Genomic DNA, 16,919 nt, shown 5'->3' with positions numbered 1-16,919 from the left:
GCCCACATGTCGATGGTGGCGGATTCTGCAGATATTGGCAACCGAAACCACGGTTTCAGTTGAAAAGTGATGCTTCGAGTCGTGAATCCGTTGTTTTGGCGGTATCGTGATCTGTCGTGTCAACCATCACGACAGTTCCCAGTGGTTGGGTCGACGGTGCTCCCTGCAGCGGATCGGGACTCGATCACACAGTGATCGATCCCGCCACTGATACTCCGGTAGCGCACCTGGTGCTCGCCTCCGCCTCCGACGTTACCTCTGCGGTCGCACATGCCGCGCGCGCACAACACGATTGGGGTGGAGCCACGCCGGCGGAGAGGTCGGCGGTACTGCACACCTTCGCGCGTCTGCTCGACGCCAACGCCGATCTGTTGGCGAGCGAAGAGGTCTCACACACCGGCAAGGCGATCCGCCTAGCAACGGAATTCGACGTGCCGGGCAGTATCGACAACGTCGACTTCTTCGCGGGCGTTGCACGCAATCTCGACGGCAAGGCGAGTGCGGAGTACTCCGGCGACCACACGTCGTCGATTCGACGCGAACCCGTCGGGGTCGTCGGATCGATCACTCCGTGGAACTACCCCCTGCAGATGGCCGTGTGGAAAGTGTTGCCCGCGTTGGCCGCCGGGTGCTCCGTAGTACTCAAACCCGCGGAGATCACTCCGTTGACGACGCTGACACTCGCTCGCCTGGCGACGGAAGCGGGTCTGCCCGATGGCGTCTTCAACGTCCTGGTCGGCACTGGCGCGGATGTCGGCGCCGCCATCGCCGGACACCCCGACGTCGACATCGTGACCTTCACCGGTTCGACGGCGGTCGGGCGCATGGTGATGTCGCAGGCCGCGGCGAATGGCACGCGCGTACAACTCGAACTCGGTGGCAAGGCGCCGTTCGTCGTCTTCGACGATGCCGACCTCGACGCGGCGATCCAGGGTGCCGTCGCGGGAGCGCTCATCAACGCCGGACAGGACTGCACGGCCGCCACGCGGGCGATCGTCGCGCCGTCGCTCTACGACGAATTCGTGGCCGGCGTCGCCGATGTCATGTCGTCGGTGCGGGTCGGCGATCCGCGCGACCCCGACACCGACATGGGCTCACTCATCTCCCACGCACACCGCGACAAGGTCTCGGCAATGGTAGAACGTGCCCGCGCCGCCGGCGCGCGTGTGGTGACCGGCGGGGTGCTGCCCGACGGCCCCGGCAGCTTCTACCCGCCCACGTTGATCGCCGACGTCGCGGAGGACTCCGAGATCTACCGCGACGAGGTCTTCGGCCCGGTGCTGACCGTCTCGTCCTTCGCCGACGACGACGACGCGCTGCGCCGCGCGAACGACACGGTCTACGGACTCGCCGCATCGGCGTGGACGCGCGACGTCTACCGCGCGCAGCGGGCGAGCCGTGAGATCAAGGCGGGCTGCGTGTGGATCAACGACCACATCCCGATCATCAGCGAGATGCCGCACGGCGGTGTCGGCGCGTCGGGCTTTGGCAAGGACATGTCGACCTACTCGCTCGACGAGTACCTGACCGTCAAACACGTGATGAGTGATATCACCGGTGTTGCCCGAAAGCCTTGGCATCGAACGGTGTTCACGAATCCGGGAGAGGTTTGCTGATGAGCGAGGCATGGGCCACAGAGCCCACAGCACGCGGGGCAGCACTGGTCTCCACCGCGCACGCGTCGTCGTATTGGCTCGATCGCGCGGATCGGCCTGCGCCGCGTCCGCGCGTGCTCGGTGAGGTGACCGCCGATCTCGTCATCGTCGGTGGGGGTTTCACCGGACTGTGGACCGCGGTGCAAGCCGCAGAACGCAATCCGGGACGTCGGATCGTGCTGGTCGAGCGTGATCGGATCGCCGAGCACGCCAGCGGACGCAACGGCGGCTTCTGCTCGGCGAGCCTCACCCATGGCCTCGGTAATGGCATGGAACGCTTTGCCGACGAATTGCCGACACTGCTGCGCCTCGGTCACGAGACGCTCGACGCCATCGATGAGGCCATCCGCCGCCACGGCATCGCTGCCGACGCCGAGCGCACCGGCGAACTCGACTTTGCCAATTTCGATTGGCAGGCAGACGAATTGGCCGAGTACGCGGCGTCGGCAAGAGAACTCGGCGAAGACCTGCCGCTGCTGACGGAGGCGCAGGCGCGCGAACGTGTCGACTCGCCGATGGTGGCGGGAGCGGTGTTCGATCCCGCCGTCATCATGCTCGACCCCGCGCGACTGGCGTGGGGTCTTGCCGACGCCGCGGAACGTCTCGGCGTGCAGATCTTCGAGCAGTCGGAAGTGACCGGAATCAGCAGCGAGGGTGACAGGTTGCGACTGGGTACCGGCCTCGGCGAGATCGTCGCCGATCGAGCCGTACTCGCGACGTCGGCGAGCCCGTCGCTGGTTCGTCGTCTACGGCTGTACACGGTGCCGGTGTGGGACTACGCGATCATGACCGAACCGCTGTCGGAGGCGCAGCTCGCGTCGATCGGCTGGAAGGGCAGGGAGGGACTTGCCGACGCGGGGCCGCGGTTCCACTACTTCCGTCTGACCGCCGACAACCGAATTCTGTTCGGCGGCTGGGATGCGTTGTACCACTACAGATCCGACGATTCTCCGCGTCACCAGCAGGAACCGCGCGAGTTCGCATTGCTCGGCGAGCATCTGCTGCAGATGTTTCCGCAACTCGAGGGTATCCGCGCAAGTCACGCGTGGGGTGGGGCCATCGATACGTGCTCGCGGTTCTGTGCGTTCTGGGACCGCTCGTACGGTGGACGCGTCGTCACCGCGGTGGGGTTCACCGGTCTCGGCGTCGGTGCGTCGCACTTCGCTGCCGCAACGGCACTCGACCTCGTCGACGGTGCCGACACCGAGCGCACGCGTTTGAACATGGTGCGCTCCAAGCCGATTCCGTTTCCGCCGGAACCCTTGCGCGCGTTCGGCATCAACATGACCCGCCGCGAACTGGCTCGCAGCGAGCGGCGTCAGGGCAAGCGCGGCCTGTGGTTGACCGTGATGGACAAGGTCGGGCTGGGCTTCGACAGCTGATGTGGCCGCGCGCGTTGTCTAGTAAGTGACGAGTTGGGCGACGCCTGCGTCGTACGTGGTCACGGCGAAGTCGGGGAAGGCTCGGGTGAACTTGTCGGAGACGAAGACGGTGTCGACGCCGTAGCGCGGCAACAACTCCCACAGTTCGCGGACGTTCTTGCTGAAGAGTCTGCCGAGCGCGAAGACGGGTGTGCCGAGCACCGTGTACTTGTTCCGGTGGCCGCTCGCCTGTGAGGTCAGCTCCATCAGCTGTGCGTAGGTGCGTAGGTGCGTCGGTTGCTGTCGATCGGGAGATGCCAGGTCTGCCCGTAGGCCGACTCGGTGTTGCCGATCAGCGCCATCGCCCGGCTGGCGTCGGGAGTCCAGATCAGGGACCGCAGGGTGTCGTCGCGGATCGGGACGAACGTCCGCTTGTGCTGCGCGATTCGATCGAAAACCAATGCGTTGGTGAAGCTTTGGGTCTGGTCCGGACCGTAGAACTCGGGGGCACGACAGATCACGGCGTCGACGGTTCCCGCGTTCATCGCGTCGAGCAACATGGTTGCGGTCTGCGCGCGCGTGCGGCCCTTGCTGCCTGCGGGGCGGAATGGGGTGTACTCGGTCTGTGGCTCACTCGTCATCGGATACATATAGGTGTTGTCGAAGAACACGAGCTTCGTGCCGTGGTGAGCGCAGGCATCGATCGCGTTGCGCATCATCACCGGAAAACGCTGCGCCCACATCTGAGAATCGGCGGGCAGTCCGACGGTCAGGTATGCGATGTCGCTTCCCGCGACAGCGGCGTCGGTGTGGGCGGCATCCATGAGGTCGGCGGCGACAAGTTCGTCGGTCTCGTTCACCCGCCGGGGGTGTCTGCTGACGAGGCGGATGTCGCGGGTGTGGTTGCGGTGGAGCTCGCGAGCGAGCTCTGTCCCGATCTGCCCGTTGGCGCCAAGGATCGTCTGCATGGTTCGACGCTAAGCGTCGATGTAAGCAGTGTCAACAATTATTGGCGCGCAGTGTGTCCGCAGTTGTTGGTCAGCCGATCTGATAGGTGCCCGTCGCGCGGGCGACAAGTGTGCCCGCAGTTGCGGAGATCAGATCAACAGTGCAGTGGCACAGCCGATTTCCGTTGTGGAGGCGGTCGGCGACGATGCGCAGATCGTCGGCGATCAGTGGGCTGATGAAGTTCACCGACATCGCGGTGGTGACTCCACGAAGCCGATCGGAAATGGGTCGGCCTGCCCAGGCGGCCGCCATGATTCCGATGTCCGCACATGCGCTGATCGCGCCGCCGTGGACCATCTCGCCGATGGTCGTCAGCTCCGGCCGGTAGGGCATGACCAGTTCGGCGTGGCCGTCGGTGATGTCGGTCAGTCGTAGCCCGAGTTCTGCCACGAAGGGCGAGCGGGGGATGAGTAGTGATATCACCTCGGAGCCGTCGGTGGGTGTTGGCAGGTCGGAGGTGGAGACCGTGGGAGACATGTCGATCCTTCTGTAGTTGGACTATGAAAACGTAGTCAGACTACAATTAGCACATGTCCTCACTGCTTGACGAGCCCCGCGATCGACGACGACGGCGGACGCGGGCCGCTGTGCTCGACGCCGCCGCCGAGTTGTTCTCACGCAACGGATTTCGTGGCACGTCGGTCGATGCGATCGCTGCGAACGCCGACGTCGCGCTGACATCGCTGTATGGGAATTTCCCCGACGGCAAGGCAGAGGTCTACGCGGTGGTCGCGTGTCGACTGGCGCGCGACCACGCCGAACGGATGCGGCGCAGCGTCGAGGGAACCGGTGGTGGGGCGCCGACGGCTCGCGCGGCGTTCGAGGAGTATGTGCGCTTCCATCGGGACGAGCCGCTCGCCTTCCGGATGCTGGGTCTCGCCGACGTGTCCGAGGTGCACGGGGATGTCGTCGACCAGGCGCGGTCGGAGATCGCGCGGGCACTCACGGGCGTAGCCGACGACGTGATTGATGCGATCGACTCCGACGACCCCTCCGCTCGTTCGTCGGTACTGCTCGCATGGGCGGCCATCAACGGGGTTCTCGCGCTCGAACAACGTGGGCACATCGGCGCCGCCACCAGTGACAGCCTGCTCGCTGACGCCGTGGAACTCCACGTTGCCCGCGTGGCGCAGGTGTCCGATGTGTGAGCGGGCCTAGCGTGTTTGTCGCGCGACGACGACGTCGAACCACCGCGACATCGCTGCCGCAGCCATCGCGCGGGTCGTCGACTCGACGTCGGCGAGGTCGGCGCTGACCTGATCGGGGCCACTTGGACCCAGCGCATCGACGAGTTCGGTGCGGTAGTCGGGGTCGTCGAGCCAGGTGGCGAACAGCGGGGAGTCGACTTCGAGATGGAACTGCAGGCCGTAACTCGCGCCGAGACGGAACGCCTGGTTCGGGTACGCCTCCGACGACGCGAGCAGCGTCGCGCCTTCGGGTAGTTCGAATGTGTCGTAGTGCCACTGCATGCAGTCGAATGTCTTGTCCGACAGGTCTTTCCAGACAGGGTCGACGACGCCGTCCGGGGTCCAGGTGACCTTCGAGATACCGATCTCGGGGGCAGGTCCCGTGCTGACCTTCGCATCGGCCGCGCTCGCGAGCAACTGAGATCCGAGGCAGACTCCCCAGATCGGTACATCCTCGGCCAGTGCCCGTCGCAGGAACTCGATCTCGTCGTCGATCCACGGATGGGTCGGGCCGTCGTTGGCTCCCATTCCGCCGCCCATCACTGCGATGGCGTCGAACGACGCAGGGTCGTCGGGAAACGTGTCGCGCTCGGCTCGCAACGTGGTGACCTCGGCGTCGTGTGGAAGACCGCCCGCGTACGTGCCGAGTGATTCGCACTCGGCGTGCCTGATCTCGAGCAGTCGCAGCGTCGTCACTTCTCCTGCGCCTTGGTTGCTGTCGGTTCCGTGGCTTCAGTGTCTGCGGTTGATTCCTTGGGTACGACGATCACCGGGGCTGTGGTCCAGCGCAGAATGCGTGCGGCCGTCGTGCCGAGGAAGACGCGATTGTCGGCGCCCAGGTGCCCCGAGCCGACAGCGACGATGTCGTTGGCGTCCCACGGGAGATTGGCGAGCGCTTCGTCGAGGGTGTCGCCATCGGCGACGAGGACGTCCACCTCGAGGTCGACGTCGAGCTGGTCACGGGTGTGTTCGAGGAGCTTCCGCGCAACGTCGACCTGTTGCTTGCGCACCGCGAGGCTGGTGTCGTCGACCGTTGGGTCCAGTGACACCAACGAGAGCAGACGTACGTCGATCGACGCGGCTTCGGCGAAGCGGATGGCGAACGGGAGGGGGTCGCTGGCCGACTTCTTGACCGGCACGGCGACGGTGATCATGTCGATCACGACGTCGGAGCGACGCGCGTATCCACGCGGCGCCAGCGCGACGGGCAGGGGAGAGGAATGCAGCAACTCGGTACTCACCGTGCCGAGAGCGTGACGCGAGATGATGCCGTCGCCCGTGCCGCCGACGACGATCATCGCCGCTCCGGATTGCTCGGCGACCTCGATGAGGCCCTCGGTGAACGACTCGTGCACGGTGACGACGGTGCGCACCTCGATGCCCTCCGGGATGCGTGATGCACCGTCGGCAAGCCATTCCGCCGCTTGGTTTTCGAGGCGCTCCATGTACTGATCGATGCCCGGTTGGCCGTCGTAGGGGACGGGGTGGACCACGCAGATGAGGTCGATCGCCGCGCCCGTCTTGGTTGCGATGGCCGCGCCGAGTGCGACCCCGTCGTCCCCCGATTGTGTGGCGAGATAGCCGACAGCGACACGTTTCGGGCTCGCAGCGGAGTTGTCGTCAGTAGACATCGGGGACCTTCACTTCGGTATTCGCGTTGAGGGTCTTGCCCTTGAAGAAGTCGCTGTCGGCGGCGCAGCAGGCGAGCATCAACGGGACCCCGAGGACCAGCATGCCGACGCCGAGGATGAACACGCCACCGATTCCGCCGATCGACGTCGAACCGTAGTCGGGGTTGATCATGTCGATGGCGCTCTTGATGAATGCCCAGGCCATCGCGATGCCGCCGAAGAGTGGGAAGAGTCCGCGCATGAAGAAGTTTCGGGCGGAGTCGAACAGGGTTCGACGGAAGTACCAGACACACGAGAACGCGGTGATGCCGTAGTAGAACGCGACGGCGAGACCGAGTGACGCGATCGAGTCGGCGAGCGTGTTCTGACTCGCGAACGACAGCACGAGGTAGAAGATCAGCGCCGACGCCCCCATCACGGCCGTGCCGAACGCAGGCGTCATGTAGCGCGGGTGGATGTAGGCGAACCGCTGGGGGGAGCGCCTTGTACACGGCCATTGACAGCGTGCCGCGTGCCGTCGGCAGGATGGTCGACTGCGTCGAAGACAGGGCCGAGATGCTGACGACGAGCAGCAACGCCGACGCCATCACGGCGCCCGCGACCGGTTCGCCGAGGATGGTGAGCACGTCGTCGGTGTTGTCGGGGTTGTTCAGACCGATGCCGGTGGTGCCGAAACCTGCGAACGATTCGACGGCGTAGGCGACCAAGACGTAGGTGGCAACGAGGATCAGGCAGCAGATCACCGCCGCCCGGCCGGGTGTCTTCTCGGGATCCTTGGTTTCCTCACCCACTGCCAGGCACGCGTCCCATCCCCAGTAGATGAAGATGCACAGGATCACCGCCGCGGCGATCGACGACTGGTCGAGACCCGTCGGCGACAACCAACTCCACTGAGGTGTGACGGCCTGGGCGCCGGCGTGGTCGGTCGCGACCTTCACGAGCGCGATGACGCTCGCCAGGATCAGGATGCCGAACTGGATGAACATGAGCACCGACTGGATGCGCTCACTGATGACGATGCCGCGGATGCTGATCCACGTCATCACGATGATGAAGAAGCACCCGAGAGCGACCTTGGCCCAGAGGTTGTCGGCGAGTGAATCGAGGTGCAGAAAGCGGAGCAGGTACACGGCCGCGATCTCGGCGACGTTGGCGAGCACGATGATCGCCGACACCGCGAGACCCCATCCACCGATCCACCCGATCCACGGCCCGAACGCTTTGGTGCCCCAGGTGAAGGTCGTTCCGCAGTCGGGGGTGTCGCGCGAGAGCTCCCGGTAGGCGAACGCCACCAGCAGCATCGGGATGAACGCGATCACGAACATCGCAGGCGCTTTGCTGTGCACCGCCGCGACCACGTAGCCGAGCGTCGCGGCCAGACTGTAGGCGGGCGCCACTGCCGACAGTCCGATGATCACGTTGCCCAGCAGTCCGATCGACCCGGCCCGCAGTCCCTTGTCGCCCGACTGGATCTCGGCGTGAAGCTTCTCTGCCATGCCGTGATCACCCCCTATGACGTCGCTCAGTGGTTCGTCAAGACTATGGTTCCCGCAGAGTCTGTGCGCGGTGACGGAGCAAATCGACGTCGAATCGGCGGGATTGATTCGGAATACGCGATTTTTGTCCGATTCGACGAGGCTAAAGATTTTAGGCGCGCTCAGGGGTTTGGGGTGTGCGCTGGGCGGCTCGGGCGCGCGCGTCCGGACCGGTTTTGGCCCGCGCAGAAAGTGGGGGAAGGGTGCGGCGTCGTGGTGGGGCGGTGGCCGCTCGGCGTTCGGCCCGCGCAGAAAGTGGGGGAAGGATTCTTTCCTCGGGTTGTGTGCTCTTCCTTGGGTAGCTTCGCGGGGAAACGTCGAGGAGTGGGGGAAGAGTTCTTTCCGCGACATTTTTCCGTGTGTTTTGGGAGCTGTCCGCGGCCGCGCGCGTGAACCGGCGTCGGGAACTAGGGGAAGAGCTGCGCGCTGGGCGTCGGGAAGTAGGGGAAAGACGGGGTGGTTGGTGCTGGGGTGGTCGGGCGGCCGCCGGCGGGCTGGACGGCGCGCTGACCTGCGCAGAAACTAGGGGAAACGATCCTTCCTCGGGTTTTAGGCCGTTCCTTGGGTAGCTTCGCGGGGAAACGTCGACACCCCGGGGAAAGAACCCTTCCCCTACTTTCTGCCCCGGGCGGGAGCCAGAACCCGCCCCCGAACCGCGCCCCCGACCCGGCCGGCAACCGCGCGGCGTGTCAGCTCTTTCGACGCGGCGTCGGGCGGTCGCACGTCGCGAGGGCGTGGGCGCCGCGGGCGGTGTGGTCGCGGACCTTGACCTTGCCGACCCAGATCTCGCAGCGAGCGAAGCGACCCGTCGAGCCGAAGGAGACGTCGATGTTCTGATTGCGGGACCGGCTGACAATCGTGAGCGATCCCGACCAGAGGCCGCTCGCGTCGTCGTGCGTCGGAAGCCGCACGTCGGATTGGTGGCGGATTTTGTTGTCGGCGTCGAACCAGACGATCTGCTCGTTCCACTCGCGGTCGGAGCTGACAGAAATGGTCACCACGTCGCCGGTGCCCGGGAATCGGGTCGACGCCGCGGCGGGCGTGGCGGTGCTCAGTAGCGCTCCGCACACGAGGATCAGCAGGCTGACGAGGATGGATCGGATGGTCATGGGTTCGCTCCGTTCGGCGTGTCGAGTCCACGGCTGTGGCCTTGAGGACTTGGACGCACGCGAACCCCGATCGGTTTCATCGGGGACGAAAAAACAGCGAACCCGAAAACAGCGAACCCCACCATCCGTGAATGGTGGGGTTCGCCGGGGCTGCAGAGAGAGTCTGCGTCGGTGATGCCGAGATCAGCGCGAGAACATGAGCGCGCGCTTGACCTCCTGGATCGCCTGGGTCACCTGGATGCCACGCGGGCATGCGTCGGTGCAGTTGAAGGTGGTGCGGCAGCGCCACACACCGTCGGAATCGTTGAGGATGTCCATACGCTCGACGGCGCCCTCGTCGCGGCTGTCGAAGATGAAGCGGTGCGCGTTGACGATCGCCGCGGGGCCGAAGTAGCTGCCCTCGTTCCAGAACACCGGGCAGCTCGTGGTGCAGCACGCACAGAGGATGCACTTGGTGGTGTCGTCGAAACGTGCGCGGTCCTTCTGGCTCTGGATGCGCTCACGGGTCGGCTCGTTGCCGGAGGTGATCAGGAACGGCTTGATCGCGCGGTACGCGTCGAAGAAGGGCTCCATGTTGACCACGAGGTCCTTCTCCACCGGAAGACCCTTGATGGGCTGGATGGTGATGGTGATGTCCTTGGACTTGTCCTTGGGCAGGAAGTCCTTCATCAGCATCTTGCAGGCCAGGCGGTTGACGCCGTTGACTCGCATCGCGTCGGAGCCGCACACGCCGTGGGCGCAGCTACGTCGGAAGGTCAGCGTTCCGTCGAGGTAGCCCTTAACGTAGAGCAGGAGGTTGAGCAGCCGGTCGGTCGGCAGCGCGGGCACGCGGAAGCTCTCCCAGCCCTGGGCGTCGGGCTCCTCCGGGTTGAAACGCATGATCTTCAGCGTGACCATGGTCGCTTCGTCGGGGACTTCTGGCAACGGCGGCTCGTCGGTGTGCGGCGCCTCAATGGTGGCGGTCATCAGTACTTACGCTCCATCGGCTCGTAACGGGTCTGGATGACAGGCTTCCAGTCGAGCTCGATGTCGGAAAGGAGCTTGTCACCCTTCTTGTAGGCAATCGTGTGGCGCATGAAGTTCGTGTCATCGCGATTGGGGTAATCCTCGCGGGCGTGCCCGCCGCGCGATTCCTTGCGGTTGAGCGCGCCGACGACGGTGACCTCGGCGAGTTCGAGCAAGAAGCCCAGCTCGATGGCCTCGAGCAGATCGGAGTTGAAGCGCTTGCCCTTGTCGTGCACGCGGATGTGGTCGTAGCGCTCCTTGAGAGCGTGGACGTCGGTCAACGCCTGCTTGAGCGTCTCCTCGGTGCGGAACACCGACGCGTTGTCGTCCATCGTCTGCTGCAGCGCGGTCCGGATGTCGGCGACGCGCTCATGCCCGTGCTCGGACAGGATGGTCTCGAGCCAGCCGGTGACCATGTCGGTCGGCTTCTCCGGCAGGTCGGTGAACCCGTGGCTGTTGGCGTAGTCGGCCGCTGCGATACCGGCGCGACGCCCGAAGACGTTGATGTCGAGGAGCGAGTTGGTTCCGAGACGGTTTGCACCGTGCACCGACACGCACGCGCACTCGCCTGCGGCGTAGAGGCCGTGGACGACATCGTTGTTGTTGTTGCTGCGCAGCACCTGACCCTCGATGTTGGTCGGGATGCCGCCCATCAGGTAGTGGCAGGTCGGGTAGACCGGCACCCACTCCTTCACCGGGTCGACGCCGAGGTACGTGCGTGCGAACTCGGTGATGTCGGGGAGCTTCTCGTTCAGCACGTCCTCGCCGAGATGGGTGACGTCGATGTAGACGTAATCCTTGTTCGGTCCGGCGCCGCGTCCTTCGAGAACCTCGAGAACCATCGAGCGCGCGACGATGTCGCGGGGTGCGAGGTCTTTGATGGTCGGGGCGTAGCGCTCCATGAATCGCTCGCCGTCGGCGTTGCGCAGGATGCCGCCCTCACCGCGAACGGCTTCGGAGATCAGGATGCCGAGACCCGCGAGGCCTGTCGGATGGAACTGGTGGAACTCCATGTCCTCGACGGGCAAGCCCTTGCGGAACACGATGCCTACGCCGTCGCCGGTCAGCGTGTGCGCATTCGACGTAGTCTTGTACATGCGACCGGAGCCGCCGGTTGCGAAAATGATCGACTTTGCGTGGAAGACGTGCAGTTCGCCGGTCGCGAGCTCGTAGGCGACGATGCCGGTTGCGACAGGCTCACCCTTCTCGTTCTCACTCAGACACAGGTCGAGCGCGTAGAACTCGTTGAAGAACTCGACGTCGTGCTTGACGCAGTTCTGATACAGCGTCTGCAGGATCATGTGGCCGGTGCGGTCTGCCGCGTAGCAGGCGCGACGCACCGGCGACTTGCCGTGGTCACGCGTGTGACCACCGAAACGACGCTGGTCGATCTTGCCCTCGGGCGTGCGGTTGAACGGCAGACCCATCTTCTCGAGGTCGAGCACGGCGTCGATGGCCTCCTTGGCCATGATCTCCACCGCGTCCTGATCGGCGAGGTAGTCGCCGCCCTTGACCGTGTCGAAGGTGTGCCACTCCCAGTTGTCCTCTTCGACGTTGGCCAGAGCGGCACACATGCCGCCCTGCGCCGCGCCGGTGTGGCTACGCGTGGGGTAGAGCTTGGTCAACACTGCGGTACGGGCGCGGGGCGCTGCTTCGATCGCTGCGCGCATACCGGCGCCGCCTGCACCGACGATGATGACGTCGTAACGGTGTTCCTGCATCTTCAGTGGTCTCCTTAGTTGGCGCTGTTCACGTCGAAGGTGAGCAGCGCGTAGGTGCCCAACACCAGCACGAGGATCATCGAGACCCCGAGCAGCACGTTCAGCCAGAAGCGGGTCGAGTCCTTGCGCGAGTAGTCGGCGATCACCGTGCGCACGCCGTTTCCGCCGTGCAGCTGGGCCAGCCACAGCATGGTGAGGTCCCAGATCTGCCAGAAGGGTTCACGCCAGCGGGCCGCGACGAACGAGGCGTCGATGCGGTGCACGCCGTTGTCCCACGCCAGCATGATGAACATGTGGCCGATGGTCAGGATGATCAGCGCCAGGCCCGAGAAGCGCATGAACAGCCACGCCCACTTCTCGAAGTTGCCGCCCCGCGGCTTACGCGGCGAGCGCGGATTGTCGAGGCTGGCGGGCCGGTCGTACTGCGTGCCCAGCGACTTGGCGACGTTCTGTGAGGCAGGAGATGTGGTCATTGTCGTATCTCCTTAGAACGAATACTCGATGAGGATCTGCAGGAGTCGGATCGCCGCGGCACCGAAGACCACCACGAACAGTCCGAGAATCACCCACAGCATCTGACGCTGGTACTTGGGGCCCTTCGACCAGAAGTCGATCAGGATGATGCGCAGGCCGTTGAGTGCGTGATAGAGCACGCACGCCACGAGCGCGATCTCCATGAGACCGATGATCGGGGTCTTATAGGTGTTGATGATCTCCGAGTACTTGTTCGGATCAATACGAATCACGGCAGTGTCGAGCACATGCACGAACAAGAAGAAGAAGATCGTCACGCCGGTTATGCGGTGCAGCACCCAGGACCACATGCCTGGATCGCCGCGGTACAGCGAACGTTTGCGCACCGGCTCCGGTGCGACCTCGGTCTCGGAACTCATCGGGGAATTGGCCTCCAACATCGTCGATGGACGCGGTGGCACCGGCTGGGTGTCACCTTGGACCCATGCAAGAGACTTTAAACCTATGCTGAGTGAGTCGTTAAATTGCCCGAACCGATCTGCGGGACAAGGCATTACGAATTAGGTTTGCCTTACCAAGCTTGTTTGGGTATCTCCCATCACATCGACTCCGATAGCGACCGCCCGGCAGGAGAGTGTCTTGACCCCCGATATCGATTGGAATCTATTGCGGGACAGCGCAACTGGAATGATTTCGCGCGCATATGCCCCGTATTCTTCGTTTCCGGTCGGGGCGTCGGCACTCACAGATGACGACCGAATCGTGGTTGGTTGCAATGTGGAGAATGTCTCATACGGACTCGGTATCTGCGCCGAGGTCGGCCTCGTCGCGTCGTTGATCGCGTCGGGCGGCGGTCGACTGCTCGCAGTCAGTGTGTGCGACGCCACCGGGTCGATTCTGATGCCGTGTGGGCGCTGTCGACAGGTTCTCTACGAACACGGTGGCGGTGATCTGCTCGTCGACCATCGAGCCGGACCGACGACGCTGGCGCGACTGTTACCCGACGCATTCGGACCCGACGACCTCGACGCGGTGCGGTGACATGAGCGACCTCATCCACGCGACGTCGGTGATCGCGACCAAGCGCGACGGAGCGGAACTCACCACGCCGCAGATCGACTGGGTCGTCGACGCCTACACGCGCGGCGACGTCGCGCCCGAGCAGATGTCATCGCTGCTCATGGCTATTGTGCTGCGGGGAATGACGCGTCGCGAGATCGACGACTGGACCCGCGCCATGATCGACAGCGGCACACGGATGGACTTCTCCGGATTACGTCGTGGCGGCGCTGTGCTGCCGACCGTGGACAAGCACTCGACAGGCGGCGTCGGCGACAAGATCACCTTGCCGCTGGCTCCGGTCGTCGCCTCCTTCGGCGTCGCTGTGCCTCAACTGTCCGGCCGAGGCCTCGGACACACGGGCGGCACGCTCGACAAACTCGAATCGATCCCCGGCTGGCGAGCCGACCTGACGACAGCTGAGATGCACGCGCAGCTCGAGAACGTCGGAGCGGTGATCTGCGCCGCGGGCGCCGACCTGGCGCCAGCCGACCGCAAGCTCTACGCGCTGCGTGATGTGACGGGGACTGTCGAGTCCGTCCCGTTGATCGCCAGCTCGATCATGAGCAAGAAGATCGCCGAGGGCACCGGGGCGCTTGTCCTCGACGTCAAGGTCGGGTCGGGAGCGTTCTTGCCCGACGAGGCGCTCGCGCGACAACTGGCGCAGACCATGGTGTCGCTCGGCGTCGACGCGGGCGTCCGGACCACGGCGCTACTCACCGACATGGATTCCCCCCTCGGGTTGACGGCGGGCAACGCGGTCGAGGTCGCCGAGTCCCTGGAGGTGCTGGCCGGCGGAGGACCGTCGGACGTCGTCGAACTGACGATTGCGCTCGCACGTGAAATGCTCGACGCCGCAGGCGTTTTAGACGCCGACCCGGCCGCCGCACTGGCCGACGGCAGCGCGATGGACACGTGGCGCGCCATGATCACCGCGCAGGGAGGCGATCCGGATGCTCCGCTACCACGCGCACCGCACACCGACGACGTGACCGCGCAGACGTCCGGATACGTCCACCGAATCGACGCGCGGGCCGTCGGCGATGCCGCGTGGCTGCTCGGCGCCGGACGGTCACGACCCGGCGAAGCCGTCCAGGCGAGCGCGGGGGTTGTGATGCACGCGAAGCCCGGCGACCGCATCAGCGCAGGCTCGCCGCTGTTCACGCTCCACACCCAGACACCGGAACGATTCGACGCCGCGCGCGCGAGGCTCGATGAGGCGGCCGTGATCTTGCCTGATTCGCCGTCGGCCATCCGGCCGATCGTCCTCGACCGCATCGGTTAGACGTCTGCCTGAGGCCTTTCGCCGGGCGAGCCGGGCGCGAACCAAGGTGCGGCTTGGCCGATGACATCGCCTGCCGTTTCCGCTGCCGCCTCTGGCGGAAAGGTACTGGGCCAGTACACCTGCGCCACCGGCGCGAGGAAGCAGAGCAGTGCGGTGACGATTCCCCACGGGTGTGCACTCAGTGCCGCGATGAACGCTACGCCGATGGCTGGCCACCGGGGCGCGGACCGCGGCGGCAGAGCAACACGAGCCCGGGCAGAATCGAAAACAGCGAGCCGCCGATTCCCACGACCAGTATGACCACCTTGAGGACATTCGGGTTGTCAAATGGCCCGATGTCGCCGCTTGCCAGACCCGCGGTCACGACGGCGACGCGAGCGCGCACCACAATGTATGCCGCCGTCGCGCCGACAACGGAGCGGAACGATGAGGGAAGCCGAAGCGCCGGTCCTGTGGGAGGCGGCCCGGGCTGTCGCGAGACACCCGGTGCCACGAACTGTGTTGTGGCGCTACGGTAGTCGGGCGGTGTGGCACCGGGCGCGCGTCGCGGGTCGAAAGACATGCGCCGACCCCAAGACGGACGACTGCACCGTAGGGTCACTCGAAGCGAGGATTCGTCCGAACATACGAGCACGATTTCATCTGACCGGATCAACGAGGCCTGTGGGATTGCTCGGCGAGCGCGACCGCCGGGAAACTGCGCGTGTCCGGGCATGCCGTCGGTCGGCGCTGTCGGTAAGTTCGGGTCATGTTCTCGACGTCGACCAGCAGACCCCTCGACCTGAGCACCCTCGCGCTCGCACCGAAAGTCTTGCTCCACGATCATCTCGACGGCGGGCTCCGACCGTCGACCGTGCTCGAACTCGCCACCGAGGTCGGCTACGACGACCTCCCCGCCACCGATGCCGACTCGTTGGCGCGCTGGTTCCGGGAGGCCGCGGACAGTGGGTCACTCGAGCGATACCTGGAGACCTTTGCGCACACCGTTGCCGTCATGCAGACGGCATCTGCGCTCGAGCGCGTGGCCCGGGAGTGCGTCGAAGATCTTGCTGCCGATGGCGTCGTGTACGCCGAGATCCGTTATGCGCCCGAGCAGCACCTCGAGCGAGGACTGACGCTCGACGAGGTCGTCGAGGCAGTGCTGCGCGGGTTCGCCGAGGGCGAGGCGGTCGCCGCTGCGGGTGGGCGACCGATCACGGTTCGCTGCCTGGTGACCGCGATGCGTCACGCCGCCCGTGCGCGCGAGATCGCCGAACTCGCGGTGCGCTATCGCGACGAGGGTGTCGTCGGATTCGATATCGCCGGTGCGGAGGCGGGTAATCCGCCGACCCGGCATCTCGACGCGTTCGAGTACATGCGCGCCAACAGTGCGCCGTTCACCATCCACGCGGGCGAGGCATTCGGACTACCGTCCATCCACGAGGCGATCGCGTTCTGCGGAACCGACCGACTCGGCCACGGGGTGCGGGTGATCGACGACATCACGTTGCCCGACGGCGTCGACCTCGCGGCGTCGTCGTTTGCGGGTGCAGAACTCGGAGAGATTGCGAATGTGGTGCGCGACAAGAGGATTCCGCTCGAACTCTGCCCGAGCTCGAATGTGCAGACCGGCGCTGTCGCCTCGATGGCCGACCATCCGTTCAACGCGCTTGCGCGTCTGCGATTCCGGGTCACCGTCAACACCGACAACCGGCTGATGAGCGACACCACGATGAGCAAGGAGTTCTACCGGCTCGCGCAGCAATTCGGTTATGGCTGGGCCGATTTCGAGCGATTCACCGTGAACGCGATGAAGTCGGCGTTCATCCACTTCGACGAGCGCCTCGCGTTCATCGACGAGGTGATCAAGCCCGGCTACGCCGTCCTGATCGGCTGAGCGGGCAACCGAC

At 65.1% G+C, this 16,919-nt stretch carries 17 protein-coding genes and 1 pseudogene; 6 read left to right on the top strand and 12 right to left on the bottom strand.

The window, feature by feature from the left end:
- The first annotated feature begins 116 nt into the window (after positions 1–116).
- Both A5766_RS13095 and A5766_RS13090 read left to right on the top strand, forming a co-directional pair.
- On the top strand, positions 117–1,616 hold the full coding sequence (locus A5766_RS13095) for a gamma-aminobutyraldehyde dehydrogenase (RefSeq protein ID WP_039856576.1): 1,500 nt from the start codon (positions 117–119) through the stop codon (positions 1,614–1,616).
- Entirely contained in the window at positions 1,616–3,037 is a 1,422-nt protein-coding gene (locus tag A5766_RS13090; RefSeq protein ID WP_005207876.1) for an NAD(P)/FAD-dependent oxidoreductase, read from the top strand. The genes A5766_RS13095 and A5766_RS13090 overlap by 1 nt, the downstream gene beginning before the upstream one ends.
- Positions 3,038–3,055: 18 nt before the next feature.
- Here the strand turns inward: A5766_RS13090 and A5766_RS25040 are convergent, their stop codons facing one another.
- The 3 genes from A5766_RS25040 to A5766_RS13080 all read right to left on the bottom strand — a co-directional run bounded on the left by A5766_RS25040 (position 3,056) and on the right by A5766_RS13080 (position 4,501).
- The gene (locus A5766_RS25040; RefSeq protein WP_005207875.1) at positions 3,056–3,283 is read right to left on the bottom strand and encodes a hypothetical protein; all 228 of its coding nucleotides are present in this window, start codon (positions 3,281–3,283) and stop codon (positions 3,056–3,058) included.
- Positions 3,283–3,984 carry an NAD-dependent epimerase/dehydratase family protein gene (locus A5766_RS13085; protein ID WP_005207874.1) on the bottom strand — a complete coding sequence of 234 codons (702 nt, stop codon included), beginning with the start codon at positions 3,982–3,984 and terminating at the stop codon, positions 3,283–3,285. Before A5766_RS13085 ends, A5766_RS25040 begins: the two co-directional genes overlap by 1 nt.
- 70 nt (positions 3,985–4,054) lie before the next feature.
- Positions 4,055–4,501: a PaaI family thioesterase gene (locus A5766_RS13080; RefSeq protein WP_005207873.1), complete on the bottom strand. Its 447-nt coding sequence runs from the start codon at positions 4,499–4,501 to the stop codon at positions 4,055–4,057.
- Positions 4,502–4,554: 53 nt separating this feature from the next.
- Here A5766_RS13080 and A5766_RS13075 point away from each other — a divergent pair, with 53 nt between their 5' ends.
- Positions 4,555–5,172, top strand: coding sequence for a TetR/AcrR family transcriptional regulator (locus A5766_RS13075; protein ID WP_039856574.1), 618 nt, complete (start codon positions 4,555–4,557; stop codon positions 5,170–5,172).
- A 6-nt stretch (positions 5,173–5,178) separates the two neighbouring features.
- Here the strand turns inward: A5766_RS13075 and A5766_RS13070 are convergent, their stop codons facing one another.
- From A5766_RS13070 to sdhC, 8 genes and pseudogenes are all read right to left on the bottom strand, one after another.
- Positions 5,179–5,907 (bottom strand): type 1 glutamine amidotransferase, encoded by a 729-nt coding sequence (locus tag A5766_RS13070; RefSeq protein WP_005207870.1) that lies wholly within the window; start codon positions 5,905–5,907, stop codon positions 5,179–5,181.
- Positions 5,904–6,842 (bottom strand): universal stress protein, encoded by a 939-nt coding sequence (locus A5766_RS13065; protein WP_005207867.1) that lies wholly within the window; start codon positions 6,840–6,842, stop codon positions 5,904–5,906. The genes A5766_RS13070 and A5766_RS13065 overlap by 4 nt, the downstream gene beginning before the upstream one ends.
- Positions 6,832–8,338, bottom strand: a pseudogene (locus tag A5766_RS13060) (APC family permease). Before A5766_RS13060 ends, A5766_RS13065 begins: the two are co-directional and overlap by 11 nt.
- Positions 8,339–9,066: 728 nt before the next feature.
- On the bottom strand, positions 9,067–9,486 hold the full coding sequence (locus A5766_RS13055; RefSeq protein ID WP_005207863.1) for a hypothetical protein: 420 nt from the start codon (positions 9,484–9,486) through the stop codon (positions 9,067–9,069).
- Between the two features lie 183 nt (positions 9,487–9,669).
- Complete coding sequence (locus A5766_RS13050; RefSeq protein WP_064864265.1) at positions 9,670–10,452, bottom strand: succinate dehydrogenase iron-sulfur subunit; 783 nt, start codon at positions 10,450–10,452, stop codon at positions 9,670–9,672.
- Positions 10,452–12,212, bottom strand: coding sequence for a succinate dehydrogenase flavoprotein subunit (gene sdhA / locus A5766_RS13045; RefSeq protein ID WP_005207861.1), 1,761 nt, complete (start codon positions 12,210–12,212; stop codon positions 10,452–10,454). Before sdhA ends, A5766_RS13050 begins: the two co-directional genes overlap by 1 nt.
- A 14-nt stretch (positions 12,213–12,226) precedes the next feature.
- The gene (locus A5766_RS13040) at positions 12,227–12,685 is read right to left on the bottom strand and encodes a succinate dehydrogenase hydrophobic membrane anchor subunit (protein ID WP_005207860.1); all 459 of its coding nucleotides are present in this window, start codon (positions 12,683–12,685) and stop codon (positions 12,227–12,229) included.
- Between the two features lie 12 nt (positions 12,686–12,697).
- Positions 12,698–13,105 (bottom strand): succinate dehydrogenase, cytochrome b556 subunit, encoded by a 408-nt coding sequence (sdhC, locus tag A5766_RS13035; protein WP_005207859.1) that lies wholly within the window; start codon positions 13,103–13,105, stop codon positions 12,698–12,700.
- Between the two features lie 220 nt (positions 13,106–13,325).
- Between sdhC and A5766_RS13030 the strand changes: the two genes are divergently transcribed.
- Both A5766_RS13030 and A5766_RS13025 read left to right on the top strand, forming a co-directional pair.
- Positions 13,326–13,727, top strand: coding sequence for a cytidine deaminase (locus tag A5766_RS13030; RefSeq protein ID WP_005207858.1), 402 nt, complete (start codon positions 13,326–13,328; stop codon positions 13,725–13,727).
- A 1-nt stretch (position 13,728) separates the two neighbouring features.
- Positions 13,729–15,030, top strand: a complete 1,302-nt coding sequence (locus A5766_RS13025; RefSeq protein WP_005207857.1) for a thymidine phosphorylase — start codon at positions 13,729–13,731, stop codon at positions 15,028–15,030.
- Between the two features lie 196 nt (positions 15,031–15,226).
- On the opposite strand, the gene A5766_RS13020 is transcribed toward A5766_RS13025, so the two are convergent.
- Positions 15,227–15,592, bottom strand: a complete 366-nt coding sequence (locus A5766_RS13020) for a hypothetical protein (RefSeq protein ID WP_005207856.1) — start codon at positions 15,590–15,592, stop codon at positions 15,227–15,229.
- 186 nt (positions 15,593–15,778) lie between these two features.
- Between A5766_RS13020 and A5766_RS13015 the strand changes: the two genes are divergently transcribed.
- Positions 15,779–16,906, top strand: a complete 1,128-nt coding sequence (locus tag A5766_RS13015; RefSeq protein WP_005207855.1) for an adenosine deaminase — start codon at positions 15,779–15,781, stop codon at positions 16,904–16,906.
- Positions 16,907–16,919 lie beyond the last annotated feature (13 nt).

This window comes from Gordonia sp. 852002-51296_SCH5728562-b (assembly GCF_001665475.1).
Classification (GTDB): domain Bacteria; phylum Actinomycetota; class Actinomycetes; order Mycobacteriales; family Mycobacteriaceae; genus Gordonia; species Gordonia sputi.
This window is presented reverse-complemented; position numbering and strand designations above follow the sequence as displayed.